Origin of the sequence: Mesorhizobium sp. M4B.F.Ca.ET.089.01.1.1 (assembly GCF_004022605.1) — a bacterium.
Taxonomy (GTDB): domain Bacteria; phylum Pseudomonadota; class Alphaproteobacteria; order Rhizobiales; family Rhizobiaceae; genus Mesorhizobium; species Mesorhizobium abyssinicae.
In genome coordinates this window covers 1-13,615 of the sequence record NZ_RZOS01000128.1, presented here as the reverse complement: position 1 = coordinate 13,615, position 13,615 = coordinate 1, and the positions used below count along the sequence as shown (strand labels likewise).

At 64.5% G+C, this 13,615-nt stretch carries 14 protein-coding genes and 1 tRNA gene; 9 read left to right on the top strand and 6 right to left on the bottom strand.

Annotated elements, in window-relative coordinates; all coding sequences use genetic code 11:
- Window positions 1-1,595 (top strand): FAD-binding dehydrogenase (locus EN780_RS14675; protein ID WP_128274432.1); only part of this gene is annotated, 1,595 nt, incomplete at its 5' end.
- A gap of 141 nt (window positions 1,596-1,736) precedes the next feature.
- Entirely contained in the window at window positions 1,737-2,936 is a 1,200-nt protein-coding gene (locus tag EN780_RS14670; protein WP_127391973.1) for a caspase domain-containing protein, read from the top strand.
- Window positions 2,937-3,037: 101 nt separating this feature from the next.
- Here EN780_RS14670 and EN780_RS14665 read toward each other — a convergent pair whose 3' ends face one another.
- On the bottom strand, window positions 3,038-3,403 hold the full coding sequence (locus EN780_RS14665) for a VOC family protein (protein ID WP_127391972.1): 366 nt from the start codon (window positions 3,401-3,403) through the stop codon (window positions 3,038-3,040).
- A 1-nt stretch (window position 3,404) separates the two neighbouring features.
- On the opposite strand from EN780_RS14665, the gene EN780_RS40645 reads away from it, so the two are divergent.
- Both EN780_RS40645 and EN780_RS14655 read left to right on the top strand, forming a co-directional pair.
- Window positions 3,405-3,869 carry a hypothetical protein gene (locus tag EN780_RS40645; RefSeq protein WP_245493326.1) on the top strand — a complete coding sequence of 155 codons (465 nt, stop codon included), beginning with the start codon at window positions 3,405-3,407 and terminating at the stop codon, window positions 3,867-3,869.
- Window positions 3,870-3,931: 62 nt separating this feature from the next.
- Window positions 3,932-4,819, top strand: coding sequence for an RNA polymerase sigma factor (locus tag EN780_RS14655; protein ID WP_127391971.1), 888 nt, complete (start codon window positions 3,932-3,934; stop codon window positions 4,817-4,819).
- A gap of 165 nt (window positions 4,820-4,984) precedes the next feature.
- On the opposite strand, the gene EN780_RS14650 is transcribed toward EN780_RS14655, so the two are convergent.
- Genes EN780_RS14650 through EN780_RS14640 form a run of 3 tightly spaced genes read right to left on the bottom strand, consistent with a single transcriptional unit; the run spans window position 4,985 to window position 7,621 of the window.
- Window positions 4,985-5,881, bottom strand: coding sequence for an NAD(+)/NADH kinase (locus EN780_RS14650; protein WP_127391970.1), 897 nt, complete (start codon window positions 5,879-5,881; stop codon window positions 4,985-4,987).
- Between the two features lie 12 nt (window positions 5,882-5,893).
- Window positions 5,894-6,877 carry an SPFH domain-containing protein gene (locus EN780_RS14645; RefSeq protein ID WP_128274430.1) on the bottom strand — a complete coding sequence of 328 codons (984 nt, stop codon included), beginning with the start codon at window positions 6,875-6,877 and terminating at the stop codon, window positions 5,894-5,896.
- Window positions 6,878-6,898: 21 nt separating this feature from the next.
- A complete protein-coding gene (locus tag EN780_RS14640; protein ID WP_127391938.1) occupies window positions 6,899-7,621 on the bottom strand; it encodes an NUDIX domain-containing protein in 723 nt (240 codons plus the stop codon).
- Window positions 7,622-7,844: 223 nt separating this feature from the next.
- Here EN780_RS14640 and EN780_RS14635 point away from each other — a divergent pair, with 223 nt between their 5' ends.
- Window positions 7,845-8,204, top strand: a complete 360-nt coding sequence (locus EN780_RS14635; RefSeq protein ID WP_127391939.1) for a VOC family protein — start codon at window positions 7,845-7,847, stop codon at window positions 8,202-8,204.
- Window positions 8,205-8,338: 134 nt separating this feature from the next.
- Here EN780_RS14635 and EN780_RS14630 read toward each other — a convergent pair.
- Window positions 8,339-8,415, bottom strand: a tRNA-Arg gene (locus EN780_RS14630).
- A gap of 137 nt (window positions 8,416-8,552) precedes the next feature.
- Window positions 8,553-10,040 (bottom strand): HAMP domain-containing sensor histidine kinase, encoded by a 1,488-nt coding sequence (locus EN780_RS14625; protein WP_127286822.1) that lies wholly within the window; start codon window positions 10,038-10,040, stop codon window positions 8,553-8,555.
- 276 nt (window positions 10,041-10,316) lie between these two features.
- Between EN780_RS14625 and rpmH the strand changes: the two genes are divergently transcribed.
- From rpmH to EN780_RS14600, 4 genes are all read left to right on the top strand, one after another.
- Complete coding sequence (gene rpmH, locus EN780_RS14615) at window positions 10,317-10,451, top strand: 50S ribosomal protein L34 (RefSeq protein ID WP_008833937.1); 135 nt, start codon at window positions 10,317-10,319, stop codon at window positions 10,449-10,451.
- 16 nt (window positions 10,452-10,467) lie between these two features.
- On the top strand, window positions 10,468-10,821 hold the full coding sequence (gene rnpA, locus EN780_RS14610; RefSeq protein ID WP_127391941.1) for a ribonuclease P protein component: 354 nt from the start codon (window positions 10,468-10,470) through the stop codon (window positions 10,819-10,821).
- 13 nt (window positions 10,822-10,834) lie between these two features.
- The gene (gene yidC, locus EN780_RS14605) at window positions 10,835-12,649 is read left to right on the top strand and encodes a membrane protein insertase YidC (RefSeq protein ID WP_127391942.1); all 1,815 of its coding nucleotides are present in this window, start codon (window positions 10,835-10,837) and stop codon (window positions 12,647-12,649) included.
- Window positions 12,650-12,923: 274 nt separating this feature from the next.
- Complete coding sequence (locus EN780_RS14600) at window positions 12,924-13,562, top strand: CatB-related O-acetyltransferase (RefSeq protein ID WP_127311061.1); 639 nt, start codon at window positions 12,924-12,926, stop codon at window positions 13,560-13,562.
- Window positions 13,563-13,615 lie beyond the last annotated feature (53 nt).

Below are 13,615 nucleotides of genomic sequence, written 5' to 3'. Positions count from 1 at the left end.
AGCTGGCCGAGGCCGGCAAGAAGATCATCATCGTCGACCAGGAACCGGAGCAGTCGCTGGGCGGCCAGGCCTTCTGGTCGTTCGGCGGGCTGTTCCTGGTCGACTCGCCGGAGCAGCGACGCATGCGCATCCGCGATTCGCACGACCTCGCGCTCGAGGACTGGATGGGCACCGCCGCTTTCGACCGCCCGGAGGATTTCTGGCCGCGCAAATGGGCCGAGGCCTATGTCGGCTTTGCCGCCGGCGAGAAGCGTTCCTGGCTGATCGAACGCGGGCTGAAGTTCTTTCCCTTCGTCGGCTGGGCGGAACGCGGCGGCGGCAACGCCATCGGCCACGGCAATTCGGTGCCGCGCTTCCACGTCACCTGGGGCACCGGCCCCGGCGTGCTCGAACCTTTCGTCCTGCGTGTCCGCGAGGCGGCGATGCGCGGGCTTGTCCAGTTCAAATTCCGCCATCGTGTCAACGAGCTGACGCGAACGGGCACGACCGTCGATGGCGTGCGCGGCGACATCCTCGAGCCAAGCAGCGTCGAGCGCGGCCGCAAGAGCGCGCGCGACATCGCCGGCGATTTCGAACTTCACGCGCAAGCGGTGATCGTCGCCTCCGGCGGCATCGGCGCCAATCACGAGCTGGTGCGCAAGAACTGGCCCGAGCGCCTGGGCAAGGCCCCATCGCGGATGATCACCGGCGTGCCCGACCATGTCGATGGCCGTATGCTGGCCATCACCGAAGCGGCCGGCGGCTCGATCATCAACCGCGACCGCATGTGGCACTATGTCGAGGGCATCAAGAACTGGGCGCCGATCTGGACCGACCACGCGATCCGCATCCTGCCCGGCCCGTCGTCGCTGTGGCTCGACGCGCGCGGCAAGCGGCTGCCGGTGCCGCTCTATCCGGGCTTCGACACGCTCGGCACGCTCAGCCACATCATGAGCACCGGCTTCGACTATTCCTGGTTCATCCTGACCAAGAAGATCATCCAGAAGGAGTTCGCGCTGTCGGGCTCCGAGCAGAACCCGGACCTGACGGGCAAGAGTTGGCGCCAGGTGCTGGGCCGCGCCACGTCGGGCATTCCCGGCCCGGTGAAAGCCTTCATGGAGAAGGGCGAGGACTTCATCGTCGAGGCCGACCTTTCGACGCTGGTCAGGCGCATGAACGCGCTGGCCGGCGGCGAACCGCTATTGGAGGAGGCCCAGGTCGAGCGCGAGATCCGCGCCCGCGACCGGCAGCTCGACAATCCGTTCTCGAAAGACATGCAGGTGACGGCGCTGCGCGGCGCGCGCGCCTATCTCGGCGACAAGCTGATCCGCACGGCAAAGCCGCACAAGATGCTCGATCCGGCGAACGGCCCGCTGATCGCGGTGCGCCTCAACATCCTCACCCGCAAGACGCTCGGCGGCCTGCAGACCGATCTCGACAGCCGCGTTCTCGATGCCGGGGGCCTACCGGTCCCCGGCCTCTATGCGGTCGGCGAAGCCGCCGGCTTCGGCGGCGGCGGCCTGCACGGCTACGCGGCGCTGGAAGGCACGTTTCTCGGCGGCTGCATCTTCTCCGGCCGCAGCGCCGGGCGGTCGGCGGGCGGCGCGGTGGTCTGAACGTTCGACGGCGTTCCCGCAGGCTCGTGACGTCGGGCGCGCCTCGTTTGCCGCATCATTTCGCAAGCAAGACCATCTCTTGTGTGGGTACCCCCGCGCATTAACAGATGCTAACATTCTTCGTTCCTCGGGAACGTCGCAATGTCCAAGATTTGCTTGTTGTGCGCGTGCCTTCTTTTTCTGGCTGGCTTGTCGACACCTGCGTCCTCTGAGGCCGAAATCAGTCAGCGCAGTCACAGATATGCACTTGTCATCGGCAACTCCGCCTACCGCTATGCGCCATCGCTCCCCAACGGGGTGAATGACGCGAATGCGATCGCTCGAATTTTGGAAGAGACGGGGTTTAAGGTCACGCTTGGCCTGGATGCCGACGCCTCAACGTTCAGGGAACTCATCGGAAAATTCAGGCGAAACTTGCAGCCGGGTGATGTCTCGCTTTTTTACTACGCCGGACACGGGCTCCAAGCGAACGGAGAAAACTACCTATTGCCTGTTGATGCCGCCCTTCACCGTCCGGCCGACTTGGCTCTGGAGGCTGAGCGCTTGCAAGACATTATCGCAGCCATGACGGCCGAGGAAAATACCGCCATCGTCCTTCTCGATGCCTGTCGGGACAATCCTTTCGTCAAGCAACTAAGTGGACAGAGTCAGAGTCGCGGCTTTGCGATAGAAAAGGGGCTGGGAGCGCTGGATGCCGGCAGGGGGGTCTTCATCGGCTTTGCAACACAGCCGGGCAATGTCGCTCTCGATGGGGCCGTCAATCATAGCCCGTTTGCAGACTCTCTTGTGAAGCGCATAAAGACTCCCTCGATCGACATTGAAATTCTCATGCGTCGCGTCCGCTTGGACGTCATGAACGCGACGTCTGGAAGGCAGGTTCCCTGGAGCAATTCGTCCTTGGTGGAGCCGGGGTTCTCATTCAACCCAGATCCCACATTCAATAATCAGTCTCCGTCAGAGCTTCCTCAGCCAGACATCAATACGGCGAAAGACCTCGAGTTTTGGAAATCGATCAAGGATACATCCGATGTCTCCATGTATCGTGCCTATCTGGCGGCATTTCCGAATGGTGCGTTCATCGAAATAGCGAAGAGCCGAATTGCCAAGTTCCAAGCACCTTCGCCGCCACGCAAGAAAACCCTAACAAGGAAAGTCAGTCGCAAGCCGCAAGCCTCGCTGCCGATCAACGAGCCTTCCGCCAATCGTTCGGCGGAAACGACCGCACCTGCCAAGCAGGAATCCGTTGGACGATGCAGGGATGGCAACAAAGAGAGATGTCGCGAGAGATGCCGTGAAGGCGTAAGGCGTGCCTGTCGCAAACTGCAACAGCTTGGGGGTTAGACGACCCGCGGATTATCGCCTTGCGTAGCAAATTCGGGTGCGGCGGGCGTGTTCGCTTGATCCCACAATCCGACATTGCAACCTGAGGGCATGCGTCCAGATTACCGGCTTGCCAGCACCATACGGTTGCCCTCGCTGTCGCGGAACTCGGCGACGGTGCGGCCAGGCTGCCATGGAGCTTCCTGAGGCTCGGTGACGATTTCGACACCCTTCGCCTTCAGCGATGCGAACGTGCCCTCGACGTTGTCGTCGACCAGCACCAGCACGGGGTCGACCCCCGGCGCCTCGTCGGCGCGTCTGACAAAATGCAGGTTGGTGACGGCGTCGGGAAACGCCAGCTCGATCCAGCGCCAGCCGCCCTCGCCCATCGGCTGGTCGGCTATCACCTGGCAGGCAAGGTGATCGGTATAGAACGCCTTGGCGCGGTCCTGGTCGAACACCGGAAGTTCGGCAAACTGGATATGCATGATGTCTCTCCTCATCGCGGAGGCCGCCGCGCGGCCTCGACGGACGAAAGACGACGCAGACGCGCAGAAAGATTCGGGCCACCTTGAGAATCTTTTCGATGCTGCGGAACGTCTTTTGTGGGCAAACCCAGAAAAGGAGATGACAATGGGCTACAATCTCATCCGCTACGGCGTGAAGGATGAAAGCATCGCCGAAAACCGTACCCTGGTTGCAAAGGTGTTCGAGGCGCTCGACGAAACGAAGCCGCTATCCGTGCGCTACCTCGTTCTGGAGCTGGAGAATGGCGAGTTCGTGCATCTTGTCGGGTATGACAAGGACAGCGCCGCCCTGACCGGGCTCGACGCCTTCAAGGCTTTCAGCGCCGACCACGCCGAGCGGCGCTCCGGCGCTCTCGCCAGATCGGCGGCAAAAATCGTCGGCAACTATCGTATGCTGGACAATGCCAGTGAGGCCATGCCGGCCTGACCTCAGTGCCGGCACGGCCCTCCTGGCGTCGCCGTGCCGCAGCCTGCTCGGGAATGAACGCAATGATGTCATCGAAATTCGACCGGGCGGCGCTGGACGCGATGCTGGCCGGCCTGCGTCCGAAGTTGCACCGCTACGCAGCCCGCATGGCCGGCTCCGTCATCGACGGCGAGGACATCGTGCAGGAGACGGTGCTGAAGGCGCTGCAGGCGATCGACGGCAACGCCGCAGTCGACCGTCCGGAGCAATGGCTGTTTCGCATCGCCCACAATGCGGCACAGGACTATCTGCGCCACCGCCAGCGGGAGCGTTCCCGCCTAAGCGAGGCCGATATGACCGGAGTGGAAGACCTCTCCGCCAGCGCGGAGGCGAGGCTTGCAGCTGCCACCAGCCTGCGCACTTTCATGCAGCTCACTCTGCCGCAGCGCAGCGCCGTTATCCTGGTCGACGTGCTCGGCCTCAGCCTTTCCGAAACCTGCGAAGCGACGGGCGCGACGCTTGCCGCCACCAAGGCGGCGCTGCATCGCGGGCGGGCCGAGTTGAGGGCGTTGGCAGCAGCGCCGGAAGAAGCCGTCATGCCGGCGCTCGATGCCGACGACGAGCGGCGACTGCGCCACTACGTCGACCTGTTCAACGCGCGCGACTTCGACGCCGTCAGGGCGCTGATCGCCGAGGATATTCAGCTCGAAGTCGTCAACCGCACGCGTCTCAGAGGCAAGAAGCAAGCCTCGACCTATTTCGGCAATTACGACCGCGTCAGCGATTGGGCATTGTCGCTGGGTTTTGTCGACGGCCGGCCGGCGATCCTGATCCGCGATCCGAAGGTTCCGGACGGCGCGGCGCGCGGTTTCATGCTGGTCGAGTGGCGCGGCGAAGAGGTCGCGGGTATCCGCGATTTCCGCTACGCGCCCTACTGCCTGGCGGATGCGGATATCCGTCCGATCGACTGAACGGAAGCAGGGCGCCATCACCGGCCGAACAGGTCGGTGGGCATGCCGGATCGGGCCACTAGTCCGTACCGGGAAGGCAACGCAGGCGGGGCGGCCCCTAGGCCGTCCCGTCGAACTTGCTGGCTTCGACGCGGCGGCATCCACCTCGCGCCAGCATGCTGTTGGTCACTGATCGACGACCAGCCGCAGCGCCCGCGATGCCGGCTGCAGCTGGACCTGCCTGCCCCAGTCGAAGGCGATGAAATCCTGCTCGATGCCGTCGGCGAAGATCACGCCGCCCTCGTTCATGCGCGATGTGATGAGGAGCGGGCTTTCGGTGATCTTGCCGGCGCGCAAATTCGTGGCGGTGGCGACGCTCGGAAACGGCTCGCGCACCCAGAAGCCCACTGCATGCTCTTCGCGGCCGAGCGACAGGTCGAGATGCGTCGCTTCCATGATCGAGCGCGCCCAGCCCGTCGCGCCGGTGCCGGAGGCGACGATGAGGCCGCTGGAGGAATGGTTTTCCGCCTCGCCCTCCGCCTCGATCCGGTAACGGGCCGACTGGTGGCTGCGGTGGCCGACGAAGATCTCGTTGAGCGCGAGGAGCGTTTCGCCGCCATCGAGCTCGGCCTGAACCATGGTTCGCGATTCGATGCCGACATTGCCGGCTATGCTGGCGGCGAGCAGCTTGCCCAGCCGGCCGACGCCGATGCGGACCAGCACACCGTCATAGAGATCCGGCGCCGGATTGACGCCGAGCACGGGCTGGCCGTCGAGGTACTTGGCGACATTGGCGACCAGCCCATCCTGTCCCACCGGCACGACAACGTCGTCGGCCGCGAACAGGAAGCGGTCGAGGTCGGCGCGCTTGACCAGGGTCTGGCGCCAATCCGCCGGCACCGAGGCCCGTGCCGCGCCCAGCACGGCATGGAACTTGTCGTGCCGGACCTCGACATCCTCGAGCCGCTGGCCGCGCGTCTGCAGGAAGAAGCGTGCCTGGTCGCGCGTCGCGTGGCGCGCGACCAGCAGCTCGTAGTCGGTCTCGCGCGTCACGAAGACCGCGCGGGGTCGGTTCGCCGCCATGCTTCGCCCCCCTCAGCGGGCCTCGATCACCGCCGGGCTCTTGCGGAATTCGCCGAGCACGGTGGCGAGCAGGTCCGGCGTCACGTTGACGTGCTCGATCTTCTCCAGCTTGCCGGCGAGCTGCTGGGCGGCGAGGCCGAGCAGGATCGCGGGCGGCAGGTCGCGGTAGATGGCGATGCGCTGCCGTTCGGCCTCGGCCCTGGCGCCCTCGACGGTGCGGATGCGCTCCGCCTCGGCGGCCGCCTCGACCTGCTGCGCCTCCGCCGCGCCGGTGGCGCGGTTGCGGGCGTTTTCGGCCTCCTCGGCAATCAACAGCTTCTCGCGCCGCGCCAGTTCGGTCCTGGTCGCCATTTCATTTTCGGCGATGGCACGCTCCTTTTCGACGGCGAGCGCCCGGCGTTCGAAGGTCGCTTCGTCGGCCTTCTGCTGAAGCGCCTCGAAGGTCGGTGTCTGCAAGGCCCGCTCGAGCTCGCTCGTCGGGGTGAGGTTGGTGAGCCGCACGGTGACCGCGGCGACGCCAATGTCGATCAGCGCCGGGTCGGCGGCGACAACCGCCTGCAGCCGCTCGCGCAACGGGGCGGGGCCGGCGTCGAGAAGCGCGCGGACCGGCGCCTGTCCGAGATATTGCTGCACCGCCTGGTTGGCGATGCCGGCGATGCGCGCCTGTATCTTCTCGATCGGCTCGCCCTGTGGCTTGCCGGTCCTGAGATTGATGCTGAAATCGACGCGCTCCGCCAGCCGCCCGGGATCGACGACATGCCAGCCGACCGTGCCCTGCACGGCCACGGTCTGGAAATCCTGGCTGCGGCCCTTGACGAACAGCGTCATCTCCCGGTCGTCCATCGGCACTTCGGCAATGCTGGCGGTTTCCGGCGCGAACCAGAACACCAGGCCGCGGCCGCTCTGCTTCACGCGACCATCGCGATAGCGGATGACGTGGCTGCTCGCCTCGCTGCGGAGCTGGGCGATGAAGCCGAAGTTGCGGATGGTGGCCATGATAGTCTCTCCCTCAATCGGTTACGGACGCTGGAAACGGTAAAGTTCTGCCGGTCGGTAGGCGGTGCCCGCCTCATAGGCGCCGGTCGCCGCCAACCAGCCCTTGTCGAGCAGCCGCCGGCGAAAGGCCGGCTTGTTGAGCGATGTGCCGAGAATCGCCTCGTGCACATCCTGGAGCTGCCGCAGCGTGAACAGTTCCGGCAGCAGCGCGAAGGCGACGTCGGAATAATCGAGCTTGCCGCGCAGCCTGAGCATCGCCATCGCCAGGATGTCAGCGTGGTCGAAGGCGAGCGTGAGCTTTTCGTTGTCCGGCGACAGCACGTTGACCGGACCGCCGGCCTCGCCGGCCCAGGGCACATGGATCGCGGCGGGCAGCAAAGTTGGCATCGCCCGCGCGGCCGCGGCGAAGGCCGTCTCGGTCAGCAGAACGAGATAGGCAGCGCTGATGATGCGCATGCGCGGGTCACGATCGACCGCGCCGAAGGTGTAGAGCTGTTCGAGGCGAGCACCCTCGATTGCGGCCTTCTCGCGCAGCACCCGCGCGGCAGCGGCATCGAGGGACTCGTCGATGCCGACAAAGCCGCCCGGCAACGCCCAGCGGCCTGCGTGCGGATGCTGGTCGCGCCTGAGCAGCAGGACCGTGGGGCGCCCGTCGCGCAGCCCCAGCAGGACGAGGTCGACCGCCACCGACGGCCGCTGGAATGCGCTGGGGTCGTAGTCCTTGAGGAAATCGGTCTCGCTCATTGACGTGTCTCGTGTCTATTACGCAAGTTACATATATCTATCTTGAATATATGTCAACTGGCGCGCAGGAGGTCGAGAGACGGTCAAGAAGGTGAGCGTAGACCGTCCGTGCACCTGTCCTGCGCGCTGATCGCCGTTAACTCGATGTCAGGGTGCTGTTGGAACGCCAGGCGGATCCGCGCGTTTGCACGTCAAGCTGTGCGGTCAAAACGGAGCTCGCGCAATGGCCTCCATCCGCTACATCGTGACGGACGTCGATAGGTCGGTCGAATTCTATCGCGACAGACTCGAGTTCTCGGTGAACATGCACAATCCCGGCAAGTTCGCAGCGCTCGTTCGTGATGATCTGACGCTCTATTTGAGCGCCCCGGGAGCGGGTAGTGGAGGAACAGCCGGCGGCACTCCGGAGCCCGGCGGCTGGAACCGGTTCATGATCATCACGAAGGACCTGGATGGGCTCATCAGCCGGTTGAATGCCGATGGGGCCGAATTCAGGGGCGAAATCAGCGAAGCGGGGGCCGGTCGAACCAGACTTCTGAAAGACCCATCGGGCAACCTGATTGAACTGTTTGAGTTCAAGTAATTGAAGCTCCTGACGCCTGCCGCGAACTGGGGCAACCCAGGGGCCATCAAGCTGTTTGAGGAGGTGTCGGATTGCGGGTAGGTGACGACCTACTCGTTGCCCTAGCGGAGGAGTTCAACGCGTCGATGGTGAAATGGCGCGCCCGAAGAGATTCGAACTCCTGACCCCCAGATTCGTAGTCTGGTGCTCTATCCAGCTGAGCTACGGGCGCGCAACAGGCCATGCTTTGCATAGCCCCGCGATCCGATCGTGACGACCGGCCGCGACGAGACGTGTTCCCTAACGACTGAATTTCCGAAAAGCAAGCCGATCCGGCAAAAGTTTTGTCGCAGGTGCTTTTTGTCCGGACTAGGCCGGTCGGCGCAGACTTCCGCGGGCCTGGTCGAGGCGGACCGGCTGGTCGGGGATGGTGACGGCGAAGGTGGTGCGCCCGCCGATCGATTCGACCAGCTCGACCGTGCCGCCATGGGCGCGGATCAGCTCGTAGGCGATGGCCAGCCCCAGCCCGGTGCCGCCGCTGCGCGCCGAGCCACGGAAGGCGGCGAACAGGTTCTCGCGCGCTTTCGGCGGCAGGCCGGGGCCGGTGTCGGTGACGACGATGCGGCTGACGCTGCCCAGGCGCTCGGCCGAGACCGCCAGCCGGCGCACGACCGCGCTTTCGGTGTCGGCCGCCATCGCCTGCACCGAGTTGCGGCAGAGATTGGTGAGCACGCGAAACAGCTGGTCGGAATCGGCGTCGACCTCGAAGGCGTGCTCGACGCCGTTGACGAAATCGATGCCCTCCTCGATGTCGAGCAGGCCGTGCACGTCCTCGACCAGCTGGCGCAGCCGCACGCGGCGGCGCGACGGCGGCGGCTCCTGCGTGCGGCCATAGGCGAGCACGCCTTCCGAATAGGACACGGCGCGGTCGAGCGCGCGCAGCAGCTTCGGCGCGAAGGACTGCACGGTCGGGTCCTTGACCAGCCGCAGGCGGTCAGACATCAGCTGCGCGGAGGCCAGGATGTTGCGCATGTCGTGGTTGATCTTCGACACGGCGAGCCCGAGATCGGCGAGGTGCTTCTGCTCGGAAAGCATCTTCTGCAGCCGTTCCTGCATCTGCGACAGCTCGCGCTCGGCGACGCCGATCTCGTCGGCGCGGGCGGCGGGACGGATAATGCGGCCGGGGTCGTCGGGCGCCTCGGAGAAGGACAGCATCGAGCGCGTCATGGTGCGGATCGGGCCGATCATGATCAGGTCGATCGCGGCATAGACCAGCATGGCGGTGAACAGCGAGATCAGCAGCGAGACGAAGGCGACGTTGCGCGAATAGACCAGCATGGCGCTTCGCAAGGCATAATCGGGCATGATCAGCTCGAATTCCTTGTCGCTCTCGCCGACCGGGCCGAATACGCGCAGCATGCGCTTGCCGCCGAAGAACAGTGTGTCGAGCGCCCCGGTCATGCCGTCGATCATGCCGACCTTGGAAATGTCGATGTGCTCGTCGACCTGCGGCGGCATCTCGGACACCACCAAAAGCCGCGAGACGCCGCCGTCGCGCACGGCGATCGCCTTGGCGCCGATCGCCATCAGCACGTCGTTCTGGGCCGTGCGCGAGAGCGAGTTGGGCTCGCCCTGCACCAGCACGATCGACACCGCGGCCGCCGTGCCCAACCGCTCCTTCAGCCAGCTCACCCGGTAGCTGGCGATCCAGGGCAGGAAAATCAGGATTTCGGCCAAGAGCACGAAGACGATGGTGAGCAGAAGAAGCTTGGTCGACAGGCCGCGCGACAGGGGCACCGTGCGGGCGGCGGTGCTCGCCGCGCCGGCCCTGTCGTCCGTGGCTTGGGCTTCAGTCATGCTTCAGGGTCTTCACAAACACTTGATAGCGAAGATTAGGCGATTGCGGCTTTTTTGCCAATTTCATCCTTGCCGGAGAAAAAACATCCACCGCGCGATCGCGACAAAGGGCGCAGCGGCGCCGGATTGACTTCCAAAACCCTTCTTTCTATAAGCCCGCTCACGCTCGGGCCATTCGTCCCGGCGCGGTTTCGATCGCGCCTAAACTGGCCCGGCAAAGCTCCTGTTACAGAGTGACAGAATCAAGAAGGGCCGCACCCCGCGGTATTAAAACAAATGAAGCGTACCTACCAACCGTCCAAACTCGTCCGCAAGCGCCGGCACGGTTTCCGTGCTCGCATGGCCACCAAGGGTGGTCGCGGCGTCGTCGCAGCCCGCCGCAATCGCGGCCGCAAGCGGCTCAGCGCCTGAACGGAAGACGAGATCGTTGCCCGCAACCGGCAAGCCAGTGGGAGCACATCCCAAGCGGCTTCTGAAGCGCGCGGATTTCCTGGCTGTCCGCGGCGGCGAGAAGCGCCGCGGGCGGCTTTTCCTCGTCGAGGTTCTCGACCGTGGCGACGGATTGTCGCCGCGCGTCGGCTACACCGTCACCAAGAAGGTCGGCAATGCGGTCGTGCGCAACCGCGTCCGGCGCCGGCTGAGAGAAGCCGTGCGCACGCACGCGGCCGATGACATGGCGCCCGGCAATGACTATGTCATCGTCGGGCGTGAAGACGTGCTCGCCATTCCGTTCGGCCAGTTGAAGGCCGAGCTTTCCCGCCGACTGCGCGGAACACGATAGGCCAAGGGCTTCGATGGAAAACAACCGCAATTTCTTCATCACCATCGCGCTGTCGGTGCTGATCCTGACGCTGTGGCAGGTGTTCTACATGAACCCGCGCGTCGAGCAGCAGCGCGAGGCGGCCCGCATCGAGGAACAGCGGCAGGCCGAGCAGAAGAAGGCGGCCGAAGCGGCCAATCCGGGTGCTGCCGTCACGCCGGCCCCCGCGCCCGGCGCCATTCCGAGCGCTCCTGGCGGCGAGGCCGTGACGGCGGCCGGCCGCGCGCAGGCGCTGGCCGCGACCAGCCGCGTCAAGATCGACACGCCGAGCCTGGAAGGTTCGATAAACCTCACCGGCGCGCGCCTCGACGACCTCAAGCTCAAGCACTACACCGAGACCGTCGACAAGAACTCGCCCGAGATCGAGCTGCTCAACCCGTCGGCGCTGCCCAACGGCTATTTCGCCGAGATCGGCTTTGTCGGCAACGACAAGACCGGCGCGGTGCCGGGCGCCGACACGGTGTGGACGGTCGACGGCAACGCCACGCTGACGCCGTCGACGCCGGTGACGCTGACCTATACGAACGACAAGGGCCTGACCTTCAAGCGCACCGTCTCAGTCGACAACGACTATATGTTCACGGTCTCCGACACTGTGCAGAACTCAGGTACGGCGCCCGTCTCGCTGTTCAATTACGGCCGCGTCACCCGCTTCGACAAGCCCGCCGTCGCCAGCACCTATGTGCTGCATGAGGGTCTGATCGGCTATACCGGCACGGAAGGCCTGCAGGAGCACAAATACGCCTCGATCGAGAAAGACAAGCAGGCCCAGCCCGGCAAGTCGACCGACGGCTGGCTCGGCATCACCGACAAATACTGGGCGGTGACGCTGGTGCCGACCGAGAAGCAGCCGTTCCAGCCGCGCTACGCCTATTTCGAGGACGGCCGCCACCGCTACCAGTCAGACTTCCTGACCGACGCGATCAATGTCGATGCCGGCCAGTCGGCGACGGTCGAGACCGAGGTGTTCGCCGGCGCCAAGGAAGTCGCCAAGATCAACGCCTACGCCGAGGACCGCCACATCAAGCGGTTCGACCTCTTGATCGACTGGGGCTGGTTCCACTTCATCACCAAGCCGATGTTCTGGCTGATCGACACGCTCTACAAATTCTTCGGCAATTTCGGCCTGGCCATCCTCGCCACCACCGTCATCGTCAAGGCCATCTTCTTCCCGCTCGCCAACAAGTCCTACGCGTCGATGGCAAACATGAAGAAGGTGCAGCCGAAAATGCTCGAAATCCGCGAGAAATACGCGGACGACAAGATGAAGCAGCAGCAGGCGATGATGGAGCTCTACAAGACCGAGAAGATCAATCCGCTGGCCGGCTGCTGGCCGGTGGCGCTGCAGATCCCGGTGTTCTTCTCGCTCTATAAGGTGCTCTACATCACCATCGAGATGCGCCACGCGCCGTTCTTCGGCTGGATCCAGGACCTTGCCGCGCCCGATCCGACCTCGATCTTCAACCTGTTCGGCCTGATCCCGATGACGCTGCCGCATATGCTGATGATCGGCGTCTGGCCGCTGCTGATGGGCGTCACCATGTTCCTGCAGATGCGCATGAACCCGACGCCGCCGGATCCGACGCAGGCCGCGATCTTCACCTGGATGCCGATCATCTTCACCTTCATGATGGCGGGCTTCCCCGCCGGCCTGGTCATCTACTGGGCCTGGAACAATCTGCTGTCGATCCTGCAGCAGGGCGTGATCATGAAGCGCCAAGGCGCCAAGATCGAATTGTGGGACAATCTGGCGGCGCTGTTCCGCAAGAAACCCTCGCCGGCGGAATAGCCGGCAGCCCGATCAATTGTCTTCGAAAAACCCGGCTCGTCCGGGTTTTTTGTTGGCGCCCGGAAACTACGGCTCGGCGTGGTCCGTAGCTTTCTCAGTCCTCCCCAAGAAGCCGCGACGGCTTCCGGCGCAGCGACGCCGGTGTTTGGGAGGTCGTCCGGCAGGCCGGGGTCACCGCGCTGCTTCGCGGGACCCCGGCTTCAACAGCGCGGGTAGACCCGGTCGCCGCCCGTCCCTAAGCTCCGTATGCTGCAAGTGTGGACGGAGCCAGCCGATGACCGGACCCAACCCCAACATCAAGCACCCGATCCCGATGCATCCGCGCGTCGGCTTCCTGAAAGGACTGGTCAGCGCGCCCAACATCGAGGTCGGCGACTTCACCTACTATGATGATCCGGACGGACCGGACAAATTCGCCGAGCGCTGCGTGCTGCACCATTATCCGTTCATCGGCGACAAGCTGATCATCGGCAAGTTCTGCGCCATCGCCGAGGGCGCGCGCTTCATCATGAACGGCGCCAACCACGCAATGTCGGGCTTCTCGACCTATCCGTTCAACATCTTCGGCCATGGCTGGGAGGAAGGCTTCGACCCGAAGACATGGGCGAAGGAGATCCGCGGCGACACGGTGGTCGGCAACGATGTGTGGATCGGCATGGATGCGGTGATCATGCCCGGGGTGACAATCGGCCATGGCGCCATCGTCGCGGCGAAATCGGTTGTCACGCACGACGTGCCGGCCTATGCGATCGTTGCCGGCAACGCGGCCAAGGTGGTGAAGATGCGCTTCGACGACAAGACGATCCGGCGGTTGCTGATGGCAGGCTGGTGGAACTGGCCGGTGGACAAGATCGGCCGCAACCTCGACGCCATCAGGGGCGCCGACATTGCCCGCCTGGAGGCAGCCGTCTGATGGACAAGACCGTGATCGGCACCGACCTGTTCACCCGCGGCTGGGTCTTCATC

Excerpts from the sequence above, each read along its gene's own strand:
- EN780_RS14670 (WP_127391973.1), top strand. The coding sequence starts at position 1,737 with ATGTCCAAGATTTGCTTGTTGTGCGCGTGCCTTCTTTTTCTGGCTGGC.
- EN780_RS14665 (WP_127391972.1), bottom strand. The coding sequence starts at position 3,403 with ATGCATATCCAGTTTGCCGAACTTCCGGTGTTCGACCAGGACCGCGCC.
- EN780_RS40645 (WP_245493326.1), top strand. The coding sequence starts at position 3,405 with ATGTCTCTCCTCATCGCGGAGGCCGCCGCGCGGCCTCGACGGACGAAA.
- EN780_RS14655 (WP_127391971.1), top strand. The coding sequence starts at position 3,932 with ATGATGTCATCGAAATTCGACCGGGCGGCGCTGGACGCGATGCTGGCC.
- EN780_RS14650 (WP_127391970.1), bottom strand. The coding sequence starts at position 5,881 with ATGGCGGCGAACCGACCCCGCGCGGTCTTCGTGACGCGCGAGACCGAC.
- EN780_RS14645 (WP_128274430.1), bottom strand. The coding sequence starts at position 6,877 with ATGGCCACCATCCGCAACTTCGGCTTCATCGCCCAGCTCCGCAGCGAG.
- EN780_RS14640 (WP_127391938.1), bottom strand. The coding sequence starts at position 7,621 with ATGAGCGAGACCGATTTCCTCAAGGACTACGACCCCAGCGCATTCCAG.
- EN780_RS14635 (WP_127391939.1), top strand. The coding sequence starts at position 7,845 with ATGGCCTCCATCCGCTACATCGTGACGGACGTCGATAGGTCGGTCGAA.
- EN780_RS14625 (WP_127286822.1), bottom strand. The coding sequence starts at position 10,040 with ATGACTGAAGCCCAAGCCACGGACGACAGGGCCGGCGCGGCGAGCACC.
- rpmH (WP_008833937.1), top strand. The coding sequence starts at position 10,317 with ATGAAGCGTACCTACCAACCGTCCAAACTCGTCCGCAAGCGCCGGCAC.
- yidC (WP_127391942.1), top strand. The coding sequence starts at position 10,835 with ATGGAAAACAACCGCAATTTCTTCATCACCATCGCGCTGTCGGTGCTG.
- EN780_RS14600 (WP_127311061.1), top strand. The coding sequence starts at position 12,924 with ATGACCGGACCCAACCCCAACATCAAGCACCCGATCCCGATGCATCCG.